At 70.6% G+C, this 19,591-nt stretch carries 18 protein-coding genes and 1 pseudogene; 10 read left to right on the forward strand and 9 right to left on the reverse strand.

Annotated elements, in window-relative coordinates:
* Positions 1-47: 47 nt before the first annotated feature.
* Together CSX12_RS02395 and CSX12_RS02400 are read left to right on the forward strand one after the other, a co-directional pair.
* On the forward strand, positions 48-1,532 hold the full coding sequence (locus tag CSX12_RS02395; protein WP_124894720.1) for an amino acid ABC transporter substrate-binding protein/permease: 1,485 nt from the start codon (positions 48-50) through the stop codon (positions 1,530-1,532).
* Positions 1,529-2,257 (forward strand): amino acid ABC transporter ATP-binding protein, encoded by a 729-nt coding sequence (locus CSX12_RS02400; RefSeq protein WP_124894721.1) that lies wholly within the window; start codon positions 1,529-1,531, stop codon positions 2,255-2,257. The genes CSX12_RS02395 and CSX12_RS02400 overlap by 4 nt, the downstream gene beginning before the upstream one ends.
* 272 nt (positions 2,258-2,529) lie before the next feature.
* Here CSX12_RS02400 and purD read toward each other — a convergent pair whose 3' ends face one another.
* Together purD and CSX12_RS02410 are read right to left on the reverse strand one after the other, a co-directional pair.
* Positions 2,530-3,807, reverse strand: a complete 1,278-nt coding sequence (gene purD / locus CSX12_RS02405; protein WP_124894722.1) for a phosphoribosylamine--glycine ligase — start codon at positions 3,805-3,807, stop codon at positions 2,530-2,532.
* Between the two features lie 46 nt (positions 3,808-3,853).
* Complete coding sequence (locus CSX12_RS02410) at positions 3,854-4,528, reverse strand: CoA pyrophosphatase (RefSeq protein ID WP_017204280.1); 675 nt, start codon at positions 4,526-4,528, stop codon at positions 3,854-3,856.
* A 50-nt stretch (positions 4,529-4,578) separates the two neighbouring features.
* On the opposite strand from CSX12_RS02410, the gene CSX12_RS02415 reads away from it, so the two are divergent.
* Positions 4,579-4,947 carry a sterol carrier family protein gene (locus CSX12_RS02415; protein ID WP_017204281.1) on the forward strand — a complete coding sequence of 123 codons (369 nt, stop codon included), beginning with the start codon at positions 4,579-4,581 and terminating at the stop codon, positions 4,945-4,947.
* Between the two features lie 18 nt (positions 4,948-4,965).
* On the opposite strand, the gene CSX12_RS02420 is transcribed toward CSX12_RS02415, so the two are convergent.
* The gene (locus CSX12_RS02420) at positions 4,966-5,334 is read right to left on the reverse strand and encodes a VOC family protein (protein WP_017204282.1); all 369 of its coding nucleotides are present in this window, start codon (positions 5,332-5,334) and stop codon (positions 4,966-4,968) included.
* A 63-nt stretch (positions 5,335-5,397) separates the two neighbouring features.
* Here CSX12_RS02420 and CSX12_RS02425 point away from each other — a divergent pair, with 63 nt between their 5' ends.
* Positions 5,398-5,850: a MarR family transcriptional regulator gene (locus tag CSX12_RS02425; protein WP_124894723.1), complete on the forward strand. Its 453-nt coding sequence runs from the start codon at positions 5,398-5,400 to the stop codon at positions 5,848-5,850.
* A gap of 25 nt (positions 5,851-5,875) precedes the next feature.
* Here CSX12_RS02425 and CSX12_RS02430 read toward each other — a convergent pair whose 3' ends face one another.
* The 3 genes from CSX12_RS02430 to CSX12_RS02440 are packed head-to-tail and all read right to left on the reverse strand — an operon-like array spanning position 5,876 to position 8,828.
* Positions 5,876-6,649, reverse strand: a complete 774-nt coding sequence (locus CSX12_RS02430) for a heme ABC transporter ATP-binding protein (RefSeq protein WP_124894724.1) — start codon at positions 6,647-6,649, stop codon at positions 5,876-5,878.
* Positions 6,646-7,719 carry an iron ABC transporter permease gene (locus CSX12_RS02435; RefSeq protein WP_124894725.1) on the reverse strand — a complete coding sequence of 358 codons (1,074 nt, stop codon included), beginning with the start codon at positions 7,717-7,719 and terminating at the stop codon, positions 6,646-6,648. Before CSX12_RS02435 ends, CSX12_RS02430 begins: the two co-directional genes overlap by 4 nt.
* Positions 7,716-8,828 carry an ABC transporter substrate-binding protein gene (locus CSX12_RS02440; protein WP_124894726.1) on the reverse strand — a complete coding sequence of 371 codons (1,113 nt, stop codon included), beginning with the start codon at positions 8,826-8,828 and terminating at the stop codon, positions 7,716-7,718. The genes CSX12_RS02435 and CSX12_RS02440 overlap by 4 nt, the downstream gene beginning before the upstream one ends.
* 206 nt (positions 8,829-9,034) lie before the next feature.
* On the opposite strand from CSX12_RS02440, the gene CSX12_RS18810 reads away from it, so the two are divergent.
* Both CSX12_RS18810 and CSX12_RS02450 read left to right on the forward strand, forming a co-directional pair.
* Positions 9,035-12,499, forward strand: coding sequence for an HtaA domain-containing protein (locus tag CSX12_RS18810; protein ID WP_124894727.1), 3,465 nt, complete (start codon positions 9,035-9,037; stop codon positions 12,497-12,499).
* A 289-nt stretch (positions 12,500-12,788) separates the two neighbouring features.
* Complete coding sequence (locus CSX12_RS02450; protein ID WP_124894728.1) at positions 12,789-13,100, forward strand: potassium transporter Trk; 312 nt, start codon at positions 12,789-12,791, stop codon at positions 13,098-13,100.
* Positions 13,101-13,232: 132 nt separating this feature from the next.
* Here the strand turns inward: CSX12_RS02450 and CSX12_RS18815 are convergent.
* Positions 13,233-13,400, reverse strand: a pseudogene (locus CSX12_RS18815) (zinc-binding alcohol dehydrogenase); the annotation flags it as partial.
* Between CSX12_RS18815 and CSX12_RS18440 the strand changes: the two are divergent.
* Positions 13,383-13,658, forward strand: a complete 276-nt coding sequence (locus CSX12_RS18440) for a potassium transporter Trk (protein ID WP_164479502.1) — start codon at positions 13,383-13,385, stop codon at positions 13,656-13,658. The pseudogene CSX12_RS18815 and the gene CSX12_RS18440 sit on opposite strands and share 18 nt — an antisense overlap.
* 123 nt (positions 13,659-13,781) lie before the next feature.
* Here CSX12_RS18440 and CSX12_RS02460 read toward each other — a convergent pair whose 3' ends face one another.
* Positions 13,782-14,387, reverse strand: coding sequence for a hypothetical protein (locus CSX12_RS02460; protein WP_017204287.1), 606 nt, complete (start codon positions 14,385-14,387; stop codon positions 13,782-13,784).
* Positions 14,388-14,473: 86 nt separating this feature from the next.
* Here CSX12_RS02460 and purM point away from each other — a divergent pair, with 86 nt between their 5' ends.
* From purM to CSX12_RS02475, 3 genes are read left to right on the forward strand one after another with little or no spacing between them, the layout of a single operon-like run.
* The gene (gene purM / locus CSX12_RS02465) at positions 14,474-15,661 is read left to right on the forward strand and encodes a phosphoribosylformylglycinamidine cyclo-ligase (RefSeq protein WP_206427132.1); all 1,188 of its coding nucleotides are present in this window, start codon (positions 14,474-14,476) and stop codon (positions 15,659-15,661) included.
* Between the two features lie 6 nt (positions 15,662-15,667).
* Positions 15,668-17,140, forward strand: a complete 1,473-nt coding sequence (gene purF / locus CSX12_RS02470; RefSeq protein ID WP_017204288.1) for an amidophosphoribosyltransferase — start codon at positions 15,668-15,670, stop codon at positions 17,138-17,140.
* Positions 17,140-18,465 (forward strand): MFS transporter, encoded by a 1,326-nt coding sequence (locus tag CSX12_RS02475; protein WP_124894730.1) that lies wholly within the window; start codon positions 17,140-17,142, stop codon positions 18,463-18,465. The genes purF and CSX12_RS02475 overlap by 1 nt, the downstream gene beginning before the upstream one ends.
* 6 nt (positions 18,466-18,471) lie before the next feature.
* Here the strand turns inward: CSX12_RS02475 and CSX12_RS02480 are convergent, their stop codons facing one another.
* Complete coding sequence (locus CSX12_RS02480) at positions 18,472-19,506, reverse strand: LacI family DNA-binding transcriptional regulator (RefSeq protein WP_017204290.1); 1,035 nt, start codon at positions 19,504-19,506, stop codon at positions 18,472-18,474.
* Between the last annotated feature and the right edge of the window lie 85 nt (positions 19,507-19,591).

Raw genomic sequence — 19,591 nt, forward strand, 5'->3', positions numbered from 1 at the left:
GTCGGCGACCGCCGGGTCGCCCCTTTTCGAACCACGAGGAGCTCGACGTGAGCCGAAATCCATCCTCCGCGCCCGGCCGCCTGCGCCGCCTGACCCGTACCGTCGGTGCGACCGCGCTCGCGGCCTTCGTCGCCGTCGGCGCCGTGCTCGCCGGGGTCGCGCCGGCCAACGCCGCGGACGACGGCGAGAAGTACGTGATCGGCACCGACACCACGTTCGCACCCTTCGAGTTCACGAACGCGGACGGCGATCTCGTCGGCATCGACATGGACCTGCTCCGCGCGATCGCGAAGGATCAGGGCTTCGAGGTCGAGATCCGCCAGCTCGGGTTCGACGCCGCCGTGCAGGCGCTGCAGTCGAACCAGGTCGACGCGGTGATGGCGGGGATGTCGATCACCGACGCTCGTCAGCAGACCTTCGACTTCAGCGATCCGTACTTCACGAGCGGCGTGCAGCTGGGCGTGCTGGAGTCCAGCGACATCGAGTCCCTGGACGACCTCGACGGCAAGACCGTCGCCGTCAAGACGGGAACGCAGGGGCAGACCTTCGCCGAGGAGAACGCCGACGAGTACGGCTTCCGCGTCACGCCCTACCAGGACACGACCGACATGGTCGACGCCGTGAAGGCCGGTCAGGCCGTCGGCTACTTCGAGGACTTCCCGGTGCTCGCCTACGGCATCCAGCAGGGGTCGGGCTTCCGACTCGTCGGCGAGCCCGCGCTCGGCGGCGAGTACGGCTTCGCGGTCAACAAGGGCGAGAACGCCGAGCTCCTGGAGATGTTCAACGCCGGCCTCGCCGACCTGCAGGACTCCGGCGAGTACGACGAGATCGTGGACACCTACCTCGCGTCGGGTGACGACGCGCAGGAGGCGCAGCCCACCGACATCATCTCCGTCGCGGTGACCTACTGGCCCGCGCTCATGCAGGGTCTGTGGCTCACGATCCTCGCCACGATCGTCGCGGTGATCGCGGCGTTCATCCTCGGCGTCATCTTCGGGTTCGGGCGCATCTCCAAGATCGCGCCGTTCCGCTGGATCGCGACCGCCTACGTCTACATCTTCCGGGGGACGCCGATCCTGATCCAGGCGTTCTTCGTGTTCTTCGCCATCCCGCAGCTGATCCCCGACCTCAAGTTCGACCCGTTCGTGGCCGGTGCGATCACCCTGTCGCTGAACACCGGCGCGTACATGACGGAGATCATCCGCGGAGGTATCCAGGCGGTCGACCCCGGCCAGGCGGAGGCGTCGCGCTCGCTGGGCCTGAGCCACTGGAAGACCATGCAGAAGGTCGTGCTCCCGCAGGCGTTCCGCATCATGGTGCCGTCGTTCGTGAACCAGGGCATCATCACCCTCAAGGACACCTCGCTGATCAGCGTCATCGGCCTCGCCGAACTCACCTTCGTCTCGCGCCAGATCATCGCCTCGACGTACCTGTCGGCCCAGGTGCTGACGGTCGTCGCCATCATCTACTTCGTCGTGATCACGCTGCTGACGCTGCTCGCGAATCGCCTGGAGAGGACGTTCAACGCATGAGCAAGATCGAGGTCAGAGACCTGCACAAGTCCTTCGGCGACAACGAGGTGCTCAAGGGCATCGACCTCGTGGTGGCGGACGGGGAGGTCGTCGCGGTGATCGGCCCGTCCGGTTCGGGCAAGTCGACCCTCCTGCGGTGCCTGAACAAGCTGGAAGAGCCCACGTCCGGACACGTCATCATCGACGGCGTCGACCTCACCGACAAGAGCGTCAAGCTCGACGAGGTCCGCCAGCGCATCGGCATGGTGTTCCAGCACTTCAACCTGTTCCCGCACATGACCGTGCTGGAGAACATCACGCTCGCCCCCGTCGAGTGCGGGAAGCTGTCGAAGGCGCAGGCGCGCGAACGGGCGCTGTCGCTCCTGGAGCGGGTGGGGCTGTCGGAGAAGGCCGACGCCAAGCCGGCGTCGCTCTCCGGCGGACAGAAGCAGCGCGTGGCGATCGCCAGGGCGCTGGCGATGGATCCCGAGATCATGCTGTTCGACGAGGCGACGAGCGCTCTCGACCCGGAGATGGTCGGCGAGGTGCTGCAGGTCATCCGCGACCTGGCCGATGGCGGCATGACGATGGTGCTCGTGACGCACGAGATGGGCTTCGCCCGTGAGGTGTCCGACCGGACCGTCTTCATGGACGGCGGCGTCGTGGTCGAAGAGGCCGCCCCCGCCGAGCTCTTCGGATCCCCCAAGAACGAGCGGTTGCAGGACTTCCTCTCCAAGGTCCTCTGACCCCGGCGCGCACAACTTCGGAGCCGCACAACTTCGGAGCTGCACAACTTCGGAGCCGCACAACTTCGGAGATCCGACGCGACACGCCGACGATCCGTTCGGTCTGACGGCGTGTCGGCTGCGATCTCCGAAGTTGTGCCAGCGGTCTGCCGGCGGACGGCTGCGATCTCCGACGTTGTGCAGGCGGTGCGCAGGCGATGCCGCGACGCGCTCGGCGACGGGGCTCGGCGACGGGGCTCGGCGACGGGGGTGCGGCTGTGCCGGAGGGCGGGTTACTCGGCGACGCGGGCGGCGATGTCGGTGCGGTAGTGGGAGCCGTCGAGGCGGATGCGGCCGATCGCCTCGTAGGCGCGGTCGCGCGCGGTGCGGAAGTCCGCGGCCACAGCCACCACGTTCAGCACGCGGCCGCCCGTCGCGATGAGCGATCCGCCCGGGGCATCGGGGCTCGCGGTCGCCGCGTGGACGAGGCGGACGCCCTCGACGGACACGGCATCCTCCAGGCCCTCGATCGGACGACCGGTCTGCGGCGACTCGGGGTAGCCTTCGCTCGCCAGCACGACCGTGATCGCGACGTCGTCGCTGAACACCGGGTCCGGCTGGTCCTCGAGCGTGCCTGATGCCGCGGCGAACAGCAGCTGCGACAGGGGCGTGACCAGTCGGGGGAGCACGATCTGCGTCTCGGGGTCGCCGAAGCGGGCGTTGAACTCGATCACGCGCACGCCGGCGGGGGTCAGGATCAGCCCGGCGTAGAGGAGTCCGATGAACGGGGTGCCCTCGGCGTCGAGCTGGCGCACCACGGGAAGAGCGACGTCGCGGGTGACCTCCTCGACGAAGGCCTGCTCGCTGCCGAACTGCTCGGCAAGCCAGGGCAGCGGGGAGTAAGCGCCCATGCCGCCGGTGTTCGGCCCGGCGTCGCCGTCGAGGGCGCGCTTGAAGTCCTGCGCGGGGCTGAGCGCGCGCACGGTGTCGCCGTCGCTCAGGAAGAACAGCGAGACCTCGGGGCCGGAGAGGAACTCCTCGATCAGCACCGGACCCGCGGGGAGGTACTGTTCGGCGTGGGCCAGCGCCTCGGCGCGGTCGGAGGTGACGATCACGCCCTTGCCTGCGGCCAGACCGTCGGCCTTGACCACGAATGGGGCGCCCAGCTGATCGAAGGCGGCGTCGACCTCTGCGGTGGTCGCGGCACGCACGGCGCGCCCGGTCGGAACCCCGGCGGCATCCATGACCCGCTTGGCGAAGGACTTCGAGCCCTCCAGCTGCGCGGCCGCCTTGCCCGGTCCGAACACCGGGATGCCGCGTACACGCAGGGCATCGGCGACTCCCGCGACGAGCGGAGCCTCCGGGCCGATCACGACCAGGTCGATCGCGTGCTCGTGCGCGAAAGCGGTGACCGCTGCTCCGTCGAGAGGGTTGAGCGAGACGGGGGTGGCATCCTGCGCGATGCCGGCGTTGCCCGGAGCGACGAAGATCTCGTGCTCCGTCTGCTCTGCCCGCAGGGCGAGGATGATCGCGTGCTCACGGGCACCGGAACCGAGGACGAGGATCTTCACCCGTCCAGACTACCGAGGCTCACCTGCCGCGTTTCGGTGCGTGGCGTCAGAGCTCGATCGGCCGCTCGGTCGTCGCGTCCCACGGCACGGTCCAGCCCGCCGCGTCGAAGAGGGCGTCGAGCACCATCGCGGTGAAGCCCCACACGATGGTTCCGTCGACGTCGAAGGCCGGTCCGCGGAACGTGCGCCCCATCCGTGTCAGGGTCGAGGTGAAACGGGTGGCGGGATCCAGCAGCTGCGCGACCGGAACGCGGAACACCTCGACGGTCTCGGCATGGTCCACGGCGACCACGCGCGACGGCGACTGCCACCATGCGAGCACGGGAGTCACGAGGTGGTTGCTCGCGGCGAGCGGGATCACGGGCAGGGTGGCGAGCACCTCGACGCCGGCGGGATCGAGGCCCGTCTCCTCCTCGGCCTCGCGGAGCGCGGTGGCGACGAGGTCGGCGTCTTCCGGCTCGGCGCGTCCGCCGGGGAACGACACCTGTCCGGGGTGCGAGGACAGGGTGGGCGCCCTGCGCTGGAGCAGAACGTCGAGGTCGCGTGCGACCGCGGCCTCGACCGTCGGCGCCGGGACCTGGTCGAGCACCCCGAACAGGATGAGCACGGCGGCGTCGTGCGCGCTGCCCGGATCGGCGAGCGGCGGGATCGGCACGCTCCAGGAGTGATCCTCCGCGGCGGCGAGCAAGTCCGCTCTGGCGCCCTGCGGATGCATGCTCATGCCTCCGAGCTTATGACCAGGGTGCGGGGTCGCGGTTCTATGGTGGGGGAATGGCCAAGAAGATCGACATCGTCGACGGGCGGTCCGCCCTCGATGCCGTGCGGGCAGCAAACGCCGCCGGTGCCAAGCCCGCTCGCACCGATCTCGCCACCGCGGTGCGCTACCTGCTGCAGCTGCTCGACGAGAAGGCACCGGGCAACAGCGTCGAGGTGCGGGTGCCGCCGTTCGGGGCGGTGCAGGTCATCCAGGGTCCGCGCCACACCCGCGGCACGCCGCCGAACGTCGTCGAGATGGATGCCGCGACCTGGATCGCCGTGTCGACCGGAGCGGAGGCGTGGGCGGATGCCGCGTCCTCGGGACGCATCCAGGCCTCCGGTACGCGGGCCGACCTCGCCGGCGTGCTTCCGCTCCGGCCGTAGCGGGGCAGGGCCGCGGGATCAGGCGCGGTCGTGGAGGGTGATCCGGTAGCCGTCCGGGTCGGCGAACGTGAAGGTCCGCCCGAAGGGGCCGTCGATCGGGTCCATGACGATGGTGTGGCCGTCGGCGACGAGGGCGTCGTGGATGGCCTGCACGTCGGTCGCATGGAGCCAGATGGCTGCGCCGATGCCCGGCTGGTCGACGCCGGCGAGGTCGGTGCCCGGAGCGATGTCCCGCAGGGCGAAGGCGATCGGGGTCGTCGCGAACACCACGGCGTGCGGAGGTCCGGAAGGGGAGCGGACGAGGCCGAGGTAGCGCTCGTAGAACGCCTGGGAGGCGGCGAGGTCGCGTGCCTGCAGGGAGAGGAAGTCGGGGCCGGTGACGGGCATGGGTGGCATCCTTTGGTTCGTGTCAGTTTTCTGACACGAACCAGCGTATGTCAGAATACTGACATGAGTCAAGATCGCGCCGGCATCGACCTCGACACCTCGCTCGGCTATCTGCTGAAGGAGGCGTCCAGCGCTCTGCGTGTCGCGATGGAGGAGGTGCTGCGCCCGCTCGGGATGACCATCACGCACTATTCCTGCCTGGAGCTGCTCGCGCAGCGGCCCGGCCTGTCGAACTCCGAGCTCGCCCGCGGAGCCTTCGTGACACGGCAGTCCATGAATGTGCTGCTCCAGGCGCTCGAGCGCGACGGTTACGTCACCCGTCCGGAGGCGGCGCCCGTCGGCAAGGCCCTCCCGGCCCGGCTCACCCCTCGCGGGCGTCAGAGCCTGGAGCAGGCGAGCGCGGCGGTGCGCTCGGTCGAGGTCAGGATGCTGTCGGGGATGACCGAGGCGGAGCGGGCGGGAGCGCTGAAGATCCTGCGGAGCATGATCCGCTCCCTGCGCGACGGGGACGCGTAGGGCCCGGCCGCCGCCTGCGGGCGGGTCAGCGGCGCGCCACCACGAGCGGCACCCCGGTCGCGGGGTGCGGGAACACGTCGACCGCCTGCCCGTAGACCTGCTCGATCCGCGCGGCGGTGAGCACCGCGGCCGCGGCCCCGGTCGCCGTGACCCGGCCGTCGGCGAGCAGCGTGACGCGATCGGCGTGGGCGAGTGCGGCGTTGAGGTCGTGCAGCACGATCGCGACGGCCACGCCGGTGTCCGCCCGACTCCGGATCAGCCGCATGACATCCTCGTGGTGCTTCAGGTCGAGCGCGGCCGTCGGCTCGTCGAGCAGCAGGATGCCGGTGCTCTGCGCGATCACCCGAGCCAGCGCGACGCGGGAGCGTTCGCCGCCGGACAGCGACGGCACCGCTCGGGTCCGGAGCCCGGTCACCTCCGTCTCCGCCATCGCCGCCGCCACGACCCCGTCATCCTCCTCGGCCTCGGGGGTGCGCGCCCAGGGCGTCCGTCCCATGCGCACGACCTGCTCGGCGCTGAACGGGAACGTGACGGTGTTCTCCTGCAGGAGGACCGCGCGCTGCTGGGCGAGCGTGCGCGGCCTGATCCGGTCGATCGACCGCCCGTCGAGCTCCACGGTTCCGGTCTGCGCCATGACATCACCGGCGAGCACCCCGAACAGGGTCGACTTGCCCGCGCCGTTCGGGCCGACGAGCGCGTGCACCTCCCCGGCGTGGATCTCGATGGAGGCGTCGTCGAGGATCCTCCGTCCGTCGCCGACCTGCACGGTGAGCCCCGTCCCGCGGAGCCGCACGGTCATGCCCACCCTCCGGAGCGACGGCGTGTGCGCACGAGCAGCCACAGGAAGAACGGCCCGCCCACGAGAGAGGTGATCATGCCGATCGGCAGATCCGCGAGCGGCACGGCGGTGCGCGCGACGAGGTCGGCGACCCCGATGAGCAGCGCACCCCCGAGAGCCGAGGCGATCACGAGGGGCAGATGAGCCGGACCGATCATCATGCGCATCAGGTGCGGCACGACGAGCCCCGCGAAGCCGATGATGCCGGCGAACGCGACCGCGGCGCACACCAGCAACGCGACCGTGACGATGACCGTGACGCGCAGCAGCTCGACGCGGACGCCCAGGTGGCGGGCGGTGCGCTCGCCGAGGGCGAAGAGGTCGAGGCTGGGTGCCACGATCAGTGCGACGCCGATCCCGATCAGCACGAGCGGTGCGACGAGCTGGATGTTCGACCACAGAGCGCCGTTCAGCGAACCCAGCTGCCAGAACACGATCTGCTCGCGCGTGGACGTGGTGCCGAGGAAGGTGAGGAACGCCATCCCCGCGCCGGCGATCGCGTTGATCGCGATGCCCGTGAGCAGGAGGGTCACGACCTCGGTGCGTCCGCCGGAACGACTGATGAAGTACACCGAGAACACCGCGATCAGACCGCCGAGGAACGCGAAGGCAGGTGTGGTCCACATCCCGAAGGTCGCGAGGCCGAACGTGATGCTGGCGGCCGCTCCGAGCGCGGCGCCCGAGGAGACACCGACCACGCCGGCGTCCGCGAGCGGGTTGCCGAAGATCGCCTGCATCAGCACACCGGAGACGGCCAGGGCTGCGCCGACGAGGAGCCCGAGCACGATGCGCGGCATCCGCAGGTTGAAGATCACGCCGTGGTCGGTGGCTGCCTCCGGCGCCCAGGCCGTGTCGATGCCGATGCCGCGCAGGAGGACCCCGAGGAGAGATGCGGGGGAGAGGTCGTACTGTCCGCTCGTGATCGACACGACACCGGTGATCCCGAGAGCGATGATCAGACCGACCGTGACGAGTCCGAAGCGCAGCCCGCGGTGTCGCGCCGGAGTGGGGGTGACGACCTCGCCGGTCACTGCGCCGACTCGGGGGCGTACAGCGCTCGGGCCAGCGCGCCGATCACATCGGCGGTGCGCGGACCGAAGCTGAGGATCTCGCTGTCCGCCATGTCGATCACCCGGCGGTTGGCTCCGGCAGGGGTCTCGGCCACGGCGGGGATCCGCTCGATGAGTCCGTCGATCCCGCCGACCGACTCGAGGCCGTCGGTCATCATCACCAGGACATCGGGTCGTGCGGCGACGAGGGCCTCGGCGGTCATGGGCTTCATGCCCTCCCAGCCGATCTCCGCCGCGACGTCGATCCCGCCGACCGCGTCGATCAGCGAGTCGGCGCCGGAGTCCTCCCCGAAGATGTAATAGACGTTCGCACTGCCGCGCACGTAGAGGAACAGCATCCGCGCCCGGTCGGCCGCATACGCGGGGGTGACCGCTGCGATCTCGGCGAGGGTCTCGTCGACGGAGGCATCGAGGCGCGCGATGAGGGCCTCGCCCCGCGACGGCACGCCGAGGGCCGTGGCGATCTCGGTCACCAGCTCGTCCGTGGTGTCGAGGCGGCGGTCGCTGGAGATCACGACCACCGCGATCCCCGCGTCACGCAGCTGCTGCCGGACCTCCTTCGGGCCGATCGTGGTGTCGGTGAGGACCACGGTCGGGGCGAGTTCGAGGATGGCCTCCGCATTCAGCGTGTGCCCCGCCTGGGTGACGACGGGCAGGTCCTCGGTTCCCGTGAAGGTCGTCGACGCATCGCGGCCCACGACCTGATCCCCGAGCCCGAGGGCGAAGACGGTCGAGGCGATGGTGCCGGAGATGTCGATCGGCAGGATGCGGTCGACGTCGTCGATCTCGACGTCGTGGCCCTCGCTGTCGATCAGCGTCACCGGGAGCTGCGGAGCGGATTCGTCGTCGACGGGCTCGATCGCGTGGCTGGACAGGCATGCGGTGGATGGACCCGTGTGAGCGCGCACGTCCGCCACCAGGGGCAGCGCGGCGAGCGGGACCGACGCCTGCGGGCAGATGTCGTCGGCGGACGCGGAAGCGGGTGCTGTGTCGCTCGGACCCGCATCGGCGCACGCGGCGAGTCCGAGGGCGAGAGCGGCGACGGAGAGAAGAGCGAGGACGCGACGCATTAGGCAAGGCTATCCTAAAACTTGACGCGCACCAGCTTGCCGCCCTACGCTCGGGATCGGCGGCTTGCTTAGCCAAGCCTAACCAAACTTTCCCTGTCGTTCGACCGCATTGCGGCACCGCGGCACGCGTGCCTTCTGCGTGCCCGGAGCCGTGGAGAATCGTGAATCCCACTGCCACAGCATCGTCCGCAAGCTCACGCATACGCGTGCTGCTCGCCGCCCTCGTCTCGTTCCTCCTGATCGCCGCCGGAGCGGTGATCGTGCCGCCCGCGCGTGCCGACGGGGCCACCGTCGCGGCGACCGTCTCCTCGTCCGACGCCGCCGGCCTGAGCGTGCAGGTGCAGGCGGCGGGGCTGCCGGAGGTCGCAGGGGCCTATGCGGCGCTCATCGTGAAGGGCACCGAGGCGGGGCTCAGCGGCGGCGGCGGATACGCGGCGTTCATCATGCCGACCGTCGCCGGAGGGGAGAGCTCGTTCGCGCTGGTCGCCCCCGCCGGGTCTCTGGATCGGACGAAGACCTACGAGGTGCTCGTGTGGCAGAAGCACTCGAACCCGAGTGAGGCCACGATCTACGGTCGCGGTGACGTCTCCGTCTCGGCGCAGCAGTGGGACGCGGTGTTCGGCCCGGCACCGACCGATCCTGGCACGGAGCCGGGAACGGATCCCGGCACGGAGCCGGGGACCGAGCCGGGTACGGAGCCGGGTACGGAGCCGGGAACGGATCCTGGCACGGAGCCGGGAACGGATCCCGGCACCGATCCCGGCACCGACCCCGGCACGGACCCGGGCACGGACCCCGGGACCGATCCCGGTACCGATCCGGGCACGGAGCCGGGGACCGAGCCGGGTACGGACCCGGGCGAGCCCGAACCGGCATCCGCGAAGCTCGACGTGTTCCTGGCCGACGGCACGACGCCGGCAGCGGGTGTCGCGCTGACAGCGGGAGACGAGGTCGTCGTGAAGGGCTCGGGCTATGACCCGACGGCGAACGTCGGCGGCCGCGGTGCTCCGAGCCCGAAGCATCTGCCGCAGGGCACGTACGTGGTGTTCGGCAACTTCGCCTCCGTGTGGCAGCCGTCCGCAGGTGCCGCGTCGTCGAGCCGAGCCGTCGGCGCTCAGGTGTGGGCGCTCGCCGAGGGCGTGCTCGATCAGGTCCCGGCGCAGTACCAGGCTGCGATTCGCGCGCAGTGGGTCGACATCGCCGCCGACGGCACGTTCCAGACCACGCTGACGCTCAAGGACACCACGGCGACGCCCGGCTCCTACGGCGTCTACACCTACGCGGCAGGAGGAGTCGTCAACGCCGCACAGGAGCGCAGCGTCGCCCTGAACTACGGCGAGCACTCCGCCGTGACAGCCACGGTCAAGAGCGCGAACGCGAAGGACGGCCTGAGCATCACGGCATCCGCGTCGAACCTCGGAGCGATCCCCGGCGCCTACGTCGCGCTGATCGAGAAGGGCACGGAGGCCCAGGTCACCACCGGCAGCGGATTCCTCGCGATGGAGTACGTGCGGCCGATCACCGGCGGCGCGCTGAGCGTCGACCTGACGGCTGCCGCCGAGACACTGGACCGGACCAAGGCGTACGAGGTCATCGTCTGGAAGCAGCACACGATGCCGGGCGCGGAGACCATCTACGCCCGCACCACCGTCGTCCTCACGGATGCGCACTGGGAAGCGCTGCAGCCGGCGGCTCCCGGCCCCGCCGTCGCAGTCGCCGTGAAGTCCGCGACCGCGAAGGACGGTCTGACCGTCACAGCATCCGCATCCGGTCTCGCGGATGTCTCCGGCGTCTACGTCGCGCTGATCGAGGCGGGCACGGAGGCGGATGTCACCGCCGGTGGCGGGTTCCTCGCGATGCAGTACGTGCGCGACATCGGTTTCGGCGTCTTCTCCGTCGACCTCACCGCGGCGGCGAAGAGCCTCGACCCCGCGAAGTCCTACGAGGTGATCGTGTGGCAGCAGCACACGATGCCGACGGCGGACACCATCCACGCGCGGGGCGCCGTGACGATCACGGACGCCCACTGGAAGGCGCTGCGCGGCGAGACTCCGACGGAGCCCGAGAAGCCCACCGAGCCCACGAAGCCGACGACCCCGGCGAAGCCCGCCACCCCGCCAGCGAGCGTGCCAGGCGGCTCGCTGCGCTGGGCGATCTCCTCGTCGTTCGCGAACTATGTCACGGGCCCGATCGCGCAGGGCGCCATCGAGGTGTCGAACGGAGCCACGCGCTCCGGCGGTCAGTTCCAGTTCGGGCAGACCGTCGGCGGCGACTTCGACCCGGGCACGGGTCTCGGCAGCGTCGTGTATCGCGGCTCCGTGCGCTTCACCGGACACCACGGCGTCCTCGACGTGACGGTGTCGAACCCCCAGATCCGCATCACCTCCGCGGGCTCCGCGACCCTGACCGTCACCAACGGCGGGGAGCAGATCCCGTTCGCGACGCTCGACCTCACCCGTGCCGTGCGCACCACGGCGAACGGCGCGGTCTCGTACGCCGCGGCTCCGGCGGCGCTGACGGCCGCGGGACGCGATCGCGTGCTCTCGGGCTACAGCACGACGCTGAACCCCGTGTCGTTCACGATCGGCTCCGTCGCCGCGGCGCCGACCGGCACCACGGGCACCGTCGCCGTCGCCGCCGTCGCGGTGAAGAAGACCCTTCCGGCCGCGGCACCCGCGACGGCCGGGATCGACATCGACGAGGAGAACCTCGCGGCCCTCGCAGCCGGCCGGCAGGCCGTCGTGTCGGCATCCGGATTCCAGGCGGGCGAGAAGGGCATCCAGGTCGTCGTGTACTCCTCGCCGGTGCTGCTCGACACGGTGACCGCGGATGCCGACGGCGTGGCGACCTGGACGGGGTCGCTCCCCGCCGGTCTCGAGGACGGCGAGCACACCCTGACCTTCCAGGGGTCGGTCGACCGCGGGCTCGTCTTCACCCTGGACAGAGCCACGACCGTGATGGGTGCGTGCACGGTCGACGGTGCCTCGCTCACCTGGGGATACAAGGAGTCGTTCCGCACCTACATCGAGGGCATCGCCCGCGGAGGGTGGGCGCTCACGGACGTCTCCTACGAGTACCCCGCCTACGCGTGGGGCGCTGGCACGGGCTCGTTCGACGACGAGACACTCACCGGGCAGATCTCCTACGGCGGCAGCATCACCTTCACCGGCCATGACGGAGCGCTGAACACGACCCTCGCGAACGCACGGCTCGAACTCGCCGGCGACACCGGGTACATCGTGTTCGACGTGACCGGCACCACCCAGGGCGGGGACAGCGTCGATCAGAAGGGCGTCCGCCTCGCGGAGTTCCCCCTCGGCGACGCAGCGGTCGCAGACGGGGCGCTCTCGCTCGACGCGCTCCCGACGACGCTGACCGAGGCGGGGGCCGCGGCCTTCGGCACGTACGCCGCCGGTGAGGCCCTCGATCCGGTCTCCGCCGTGATCCCGGTGAACGCGGACTGCGGCATCGCCACAGAGGAGCAGGTCGACGCCGAGGCCGAGACGACGGCGACCGTCACCGCCGCGACCGAACCCGCCACGGCGGAGGGCGCGCCGGTGTGGCCGTGGATCGTCGGAGGGCTCGTCGTCGTCGCGCTCGCCGCGACCGGGGGAGTGCTGATCGCCCGCCGCAACCGCGCGGACGACTCCGAGGCGACCCCCACCGCCTGACCCCGAGGGCCCTCCACACGGAGGGCCCTCCCACCCGCTCCCATCCCGTCCCCTCCCGTCCCCCGTCTCGTCCATCCGGCACGTCCGCTCGTGGCTCTGCACGGATGTCGGGCCAATGTCCGGATGTCGGACGGATCAGCCGCGTCCCGCCCTGCATCCGTGAAACCGTCCGACAGATGCACGGGCAGGGACGGGCGGGAGCGGGCGGGACGGGCGGGCGGGAGCGGGCGGGGCGGGGGCGAGGGGGAGACCGGTGCGCGCTCCGGCCCGACGGTGGGACAATGGATGCATGGCCCCCACCGATTCCGACCAGACCGTCGAAGCGACCGTGCGCCGCGTGCCGCGGTACGGCGTGCTCATGGGCATCGGCGTCGTGGTCGGCATCATCGCCGCCGCCATCCTCACCTGGACGGGCAGCTTCGAGGAATCGCAGGCGCTCGACGTCGTCTACCCTCCCGGTCAGGTCTTCGGCTTCCTGCTGCTGTGGACCGTGCCGATCGGCCTCGCCCTGGGCGGGGTCGTCGGCCTCGTCCTCGAGCGCGTCGCCCGGCGCCACGACCGCGTCGTGCAGGTCGACCGCGAGACGGTCATCGACGACTGATCCCCGCGCCGCCCAGCGCCGCCGAGCGCACGGCTTCCCGCCGAGCGCACGGCCTTCGCGCGCCTGCATCCCGTGCACTCGGCGGGTTCCCGTGCACTCGGCGGATCGCGCGGATCGCGCGGGGCGCCGGAGCTAGGCCAGCTCGGCGATCACGGGGCGGATGGCGGCATCGAAGGCCACGACGTCGCGGCGAAGGCCGTCGGTCACTGCGACCGTCAGGGCGCCGACCCACCAGATGCCCCGCTGAGAGAAGGGGAGCACCTGGACGTTGAGCTCGAACGAGTGGGCGCGGCGGCCGATCTCGGCGGCGTGCTCATGGGCATCGGCGTCGTGGTCGGCATCATCGCCGCCGCCATCCTCACCTGGACGGGCAGCTTCGAGGAATCGCAGGCGCTCGACGTCGTCTACCCTCCCGGTCAGGTCTTCGGCTTCCTGCTGCTGTGGACCGTGCCGATCGGCCTCGCCCTGGGCGGGGTCGTCGGCCTCGTCCTCGAGCGCGTCGCCCGGCGCCACGACCGCGTCGTGCAGGTCGACCGCGAGACGGTCATCGACGACTGATCCCCGCGCCGCCCAGCGCCGCCGAGCGCACGGCTTCCCGCCGAGCGCACGGCTTTCGCGCGTCTGCATCCCGTGCACTCGGCGGGTTCCCGTGCACTCGGCGGATCGCGCGGGGCGCCGGAGCTAGGCCAGCTCGGCGATCACGGGGCGGATGGCGGCATCGAAGGCCACGACGTCGCGGCGAAGGCCGTCGGTCACTGCGACCGTCAGGGCGCCGACCCACCAGATGCCCCGCTGAGAGAAGGGGAGCACCTGGACGTTGAGCTCGAACGAGTGGGCGCGGCGGCCGATCTCGCGCTCGAACTCCGCGATGGCGCTGGCGTACGCGCGGTAGGCGTCTCCTCCGGTGTGGCTCTTCATCGAGGAGACGTACCGGTCGTGCGCGGCGCGCGCGTAGCGGAGAGCGGATTCCGCGTGCGGGGCGATCGCCGCGGCGAGCTCCTCCGCGCCGGTCGCCGGCAGCGCGACGAGGGTGTCGAAGCCGTCGATGAGCTCGAGCGGAACGCCCGACGGATGCGCCCGGGGCTCGACCGTCATGTCCCAGTAGTCGCGCCACTGAGCCTCGACCGCCGGCGAGGCGTCCGGGGCATCCGGAGCCCTGACCCCCAGCTCGCGGAGCGTGGGAAGGTCGTCCGGCACCCTGATCCCCAGCGCCTGCCGCAGCGCGAGCGCGACGAGCACCGGGACGCTCGCATCTTCGCGGATGAGCCACTGCGGCTTGTCGGACATGGCCCCATCGTAGGCGGGGAAGACCCTCGGATCCGAGGTCCGTCCGTGCGGAGAGTCGGACCGGCTGCGGACGGTAGGCTGTGAGGGTGGCTGCCTCCCCCACCAACCCCTATTCCGAAGCCGGCGTCGACACCGCTGCCGGTGATCTCGCCGTCGAGCTGATGAAGTCGTCCGTGCGGGCGACACACGGCCCTGAAGTGCTCGGCGGCGTCGGCGGTTTCGCCGGGCTGTTCGACGCCAGCGCGCTGCGTGACTTCCGCCGCCCGCTGCTGGCGACCAGCACCGACGGCGTCGGCACGAAGGTCGCGATCGCGCAGGCGATCGACAAGCACGACACGATCGGGCAGGACCTGGTCGGCATGGTCGTCGACGACATCGTGGTGGTGGGCGCGAAGCCGCTGTTCATGACCGACTACATCGCCTGCGGCAAGGTCGTCCCGGAGCGCATCGCCGACATCGTGCGCGGCATCGCCGAGGCGTGTGCGGCGACGGGCACGGCGCTGGTCGGCGGCGAGACCGCGGAGCACCCGGGTCTGCTGGGTCCGCGCGACTACGACGTCGCGGGCGCGGCGACCGGAGTCGTCGAGGCGGATGCGGTCCTCGGCGCCGAGCTCGTGCAGGACGGTGACGCGGTGATCGCCGTCGCCTCCAGCGGACTGCACTCCAACGGCTATTCGCTCGTCCGTCACATCATCACCCGTGCCGGCATCTCGTACGCCGACAACGCGGCCGACTTCGGCACCACCTGGGGCGAGGCTCTCCTCGAACCCACGCGGCTGTACACGCTCCCGCTGCTGCGGCTGATCGACCAGCTCGCCTCGACCCCTTCGACCCCTTCGACACGCTCAGGGGCCCAAGGGGCCCAAGGGGCCGGAGGGGCCCACGGGGTCGGAGGAGTCCACGCGCTCACTCACGTCACCGGCGGCGGCATCGCGGCGAACCTTGCACGCGTCCTCCCGCAGGGCAGCTGGGTCGAGGTCGATCGCAGCACGTGGTCGCCCAGCCCGGTCTTCCGCGTGCTCAGCGACATCGCCGGCTCCACCCTGGAATCCGCGGAGGGCACCTGGAACCTCGGCATCGGCTTCCTCGCCGTGGTCGCCGCCGACAGGAAGGATGCCGCGATCGCGGCGTTGAACGCCGAGGGCATGCCCTCCTGGCAGGTCGGGAACGTCGGCTTCGGCCCGCGTCCTTCCGGCGAATTCGAACAGGGCGCCAAGGGCGTCGACGGTGGAGCGGTGCGCCTGGTCGGCGCCTACGCGGACGGAGCGAAGTAGAAGCCCATGTGCGGCATCGTCGGAATGGTGGGCTCTGCCCCGGTCAATCAGGACATCTACGACGCACTCCTGCTGCTGCAGCACCGCGGCCAGGATGCGACGGGCATCGCGACCGCCGAGGCGAACGGCGTGATGCACAACGCCAAGGCGCAGGGCATGGTCCGCGAGGCCTTCCGCACCCGTGACATGCGCGCGCTGCTCGGCAACGTGGGTCTGGGTCATGTGCGCTACGCCACCAAGGGCACGGCGTCGAACGAGGAGGAGATGCAGCCGTTCTACGTGAACGCGCCGTACGGCATCATCCTCATCCACAACGGCAACCTCACCAACACGCGTGAGCTCACGGCCGACATGGCCAAGCGCGACCGCCGTCACCTGAACTCCTCGAGCGACACCGAGCTGCTGCTGAACGTGCTCGCCGGCGAACTGCAGAACACGACCTCGACCGTCGACCTCGACCCCGAGCGCATCTTCGAAGCAGTAGCCCGCACGCACGAGCGCATCGAGGGCGCCTACGCCGTGATCGCCGTGATCGCCGGCTACGGTCTGCTCGCGTTCCGTGACCCGTTCGGCATCCGCCCCCTGATCCTCGGTCGCCGTCCCTCCACGGTCCCCGGTGCGGAAGGGCGCGACGAGTGGGTCGTTGCGAGCGAGTCGCTCGTGCTGGAGAACGGCGACTACGAGGTCGTCCGCGAGGTCGAGCCCGGCGAGGCCGTGTTCATCACGAACGACGGCGAGCTGTTCACCAAGCAGTGCGCGACGGAGACGCACCTGGCGCCGTGCGCGTTCGAGTACGTCTACCTCGCCCGACCCGACTCCGTGATGAACGGCATCTCGGTCTACGAGTCGCGTCTGCGGATGGGCGACAAGCTCGCGGACACGATCGCGAAGCACGTCCCGATGGACAAGATCGACGTGGTCATGCCGATCCCGGACTCGTCCCGTCCGGCAGCCATGGAGGTCGCCCGCAAGCTCGGCATCGAGTACCGCGAGGGCTTCTACAAGAACCGCTACGTCGGCCGGACCTTCATCATGCCGGGGCAGGCGGTGCGCAAGAAGAGCGTGCGCCAGAAGCTCAACGCCATGTCCACGGAGTTCCAGGGCAAGAACGTGCTGCTGATCGACGACTCGATCGTGCGCGGGACGACCTCGAAGGAGATCATCCAGATGGCGCGGGACGCCGGGGCCGCCTCGGTGACCTTCGCCTCCGCGGCTCCGCCAGTGCGCCACCCGCACGTCTACGGGATCAACATGCCCTCGCGCCACGAACTCATCGCGCACGGGCGGACCATTCCGGAGATCGCGGAGGAGCTCGGCTGCGACCACCTCGTCTACCAGGAGGTCGAGGACCTCAAGGCGGCGATCACCGAGGGCTCCGTTCTGGAGGACCTCGACATGAGCTGCTTCGACGGCCGCTATGTCACCGGCACCGTGTCCGACGAGTACCTGGCGTGGGTGGAGGGGTCGCAGACCTCTTGATGTCCGGGTCCCCGAACTCGTCGATGGGGCGCCCGCTCTGGCAGGGTCGGGCTCTCGCGCTGATCGGGATCGTGCTCGTCGCGTTCTCCCTGCGGTCTGCGGTGGCCTCGTTGTCCCCGGTGCTCGATCACGTGGCCGCCGACTTCCCCGTGTCGCCGGTGGTCGTCGGCCTGATCGGGGCGGCGCCGCCGGTCTGCTTCGCCCTGTTCGGCCTGCTCACTCCGCTGTTCGAGCGGCGGTTCGGCCTCGAGCGGATGGCTGTCTCGGCGATCGTGCTCATGGCGGCCGGGATGCTGTTGCGCGGTCTCGCGCCGGACTCCTGGACGCTGCTCGCGGCGACAGCAGTGGTGTTCGCGGGCGTCGGGTCCGGCAACGTGCTGCTGCCGCCCCTGGTGAAGAAGTACTTCCCCGACCGTCTCGGCGTCATGATGACCGCGTACTCGACCACGCTGGCCGCTTCGACGTTCCTGCCGCCGCTGGTCGCCGTCCCGGTCGCCGACTCGCTCGGCTGGCGGGTCTCGCTCGGCATGTGGGGAGTGGTCGCGGCGCTGGCCCTGGTGCCGTGGGTCACGCTCCTCATCCGCAGCCGCTCCGCGGACGACCGCCCGATGCCGACCGAGCTCCTGGTGCCGGATCCGACCGACGGGGTCGACGACGTGCGCGACGCGGTCGCCGCCTCCACCGGTCCGATCACGACGCAGTCGGCCAGCCCGCAGGTGTTCCGTCGGCTCTGGCGACTTCCGCTCGCCTGGGCGCTGGCTCTGGTCTTCGGCACGTCATCGACCATGGCCTACGTGTCGTTCGCCTGGCTTCCCACGATGCTCGTCGACATCGGCGGGGTCACTCCCGCGACGGCCGGGTTCCTGCTGTCGCTGTTCGCGCTGATCGGGCTGCCGTGCTCGATGCTGGTGCCGATCCTGGTCGTGCGGTTCCAGGCCACCCGGCCGCTGTTCTTCGTCGCGGTCGGCGCGGGACTGGTCGGTCTTCTCGGGCTCCTGTTCGCACCGACCGTCGCGCTGCCGCTGTGGGTCAGCATCTTCGGGCTCACCGCCATCATGTTCCCGCTCAGTCTCGTGCTGCTCAGCATCCGAGCGCGCACCCCCGAGAGCGCAGTCGCCCTCAGCGGCTTCGTGCAGAGCTTCGGCTACGCGATCGCGGCGGTCTTCCCGCTGCTGGTCGGGATGCTCCACGAGACCACGGGAGGGTGGCAGGTGCCGCTCCTCGTCGTCGGCGCCGTGCTCGTGGTGTCGATCCCTGCCGGGATCGTCGCGGGTCGTCGGCGCACGGTCGAGGACGAGTGGGAGCGCCGGCACGGGCGCTGGTGAACTCCGTCAGCGACGGGCGCGCGGCGGCGCGGTGGACGACCGGACGATGAGCTGCGGATCGGTCGAAGGCACCTCGCCGAGCGCCTCATGACCCTCGATCTGGGCGATGAGGCGCAGGGCGGCCGCGCGGCCCATCGCCTCGAAGGGCTGACGGACGGTCGTCAGGGCGGGTGAGGCGTAGGCGGCGAGGGCGATGTCGTCGACGCTCACCACCGAGACGTCCTCCGGCACGCTGCGGCCGGCCTCGTGCAGCGCGCGGATGAGTCCGAAGGCCATCTCGTCGCTGCTGACGAACACGGCCGTCACCTCCGGGATCGCCGCGATCGTGCGCCCTGCGCGGTACCCCGATTCGGGAGTCCAGTCGCCCGGGATGACCGGCGGGGGTGCGATGCCGCGATCGCGCAGCGTCTGCTCCCAGGCCTCGCTGCGCTGCTGGGTCTCTGTCCAGTAGTCGTCTCCCGAGACATGCCACACGGTCTCGTGCCCCAGGTCGAGCAGATGCTCGACGGCCAGTCGCGCGATCGCCCTCTGGTCGACAGCGAGCGGGGCGTTCTCGTCGAGCGAGGTGCGCTCGCTCCGGGTCGCGGGGGTCCGTTCGGTGCGGGTCTTCATCGCCGGACTCTCCAGCTCGACCGGCACACCGAGGATGATGCCCTCCGCTCCCTGGCGCTCCAGGCGATCGAACGCCTCCAGGAACGACTCCGCTGAGGCGTGGTCGGCGACGGCTGCGGTGGTCACGGTGTAGCCGTTCGCTGCCGCGGCCTGCTGGATGCCGACGCCGAGCGCGGCGGAGGAGTACCGGTCGGTGGACACCACGATGACGCCGAGCACCCGCGTGCGCCCGGAGGCGAGCGATGCGGCGGCGGCGTGCACCCGATAGCCGAGCTCCTCGACGGCGGCGAGCACGCGCTTGGCGGTGTCCGGCCGCACGTTGTCCTGCCCGGACATGACTCGCGAGACCGTCTGGGTCGAGACTCCGGCGAGCTGGGCGACGTCGACCTGGCTGGGGGCGCGGTCGTCTCTCGGGCGACGAGGTGACATGTGCCCAATGGTAGCGATCAATCGGCGGAAAATCGGGAGGCGAGCACATCGGCGATGCGATAATGTGAACGCAAACACTCGTGCT

The organism is Microbacterium sp. Y-01 (assembly GCF_003856715.1).
GTDB lineage: Bacteria > Actinomycetota > Actinomycetes > Actinomycetales > Microbacteriaceae > Microbacterium > Microbacterium algeriense.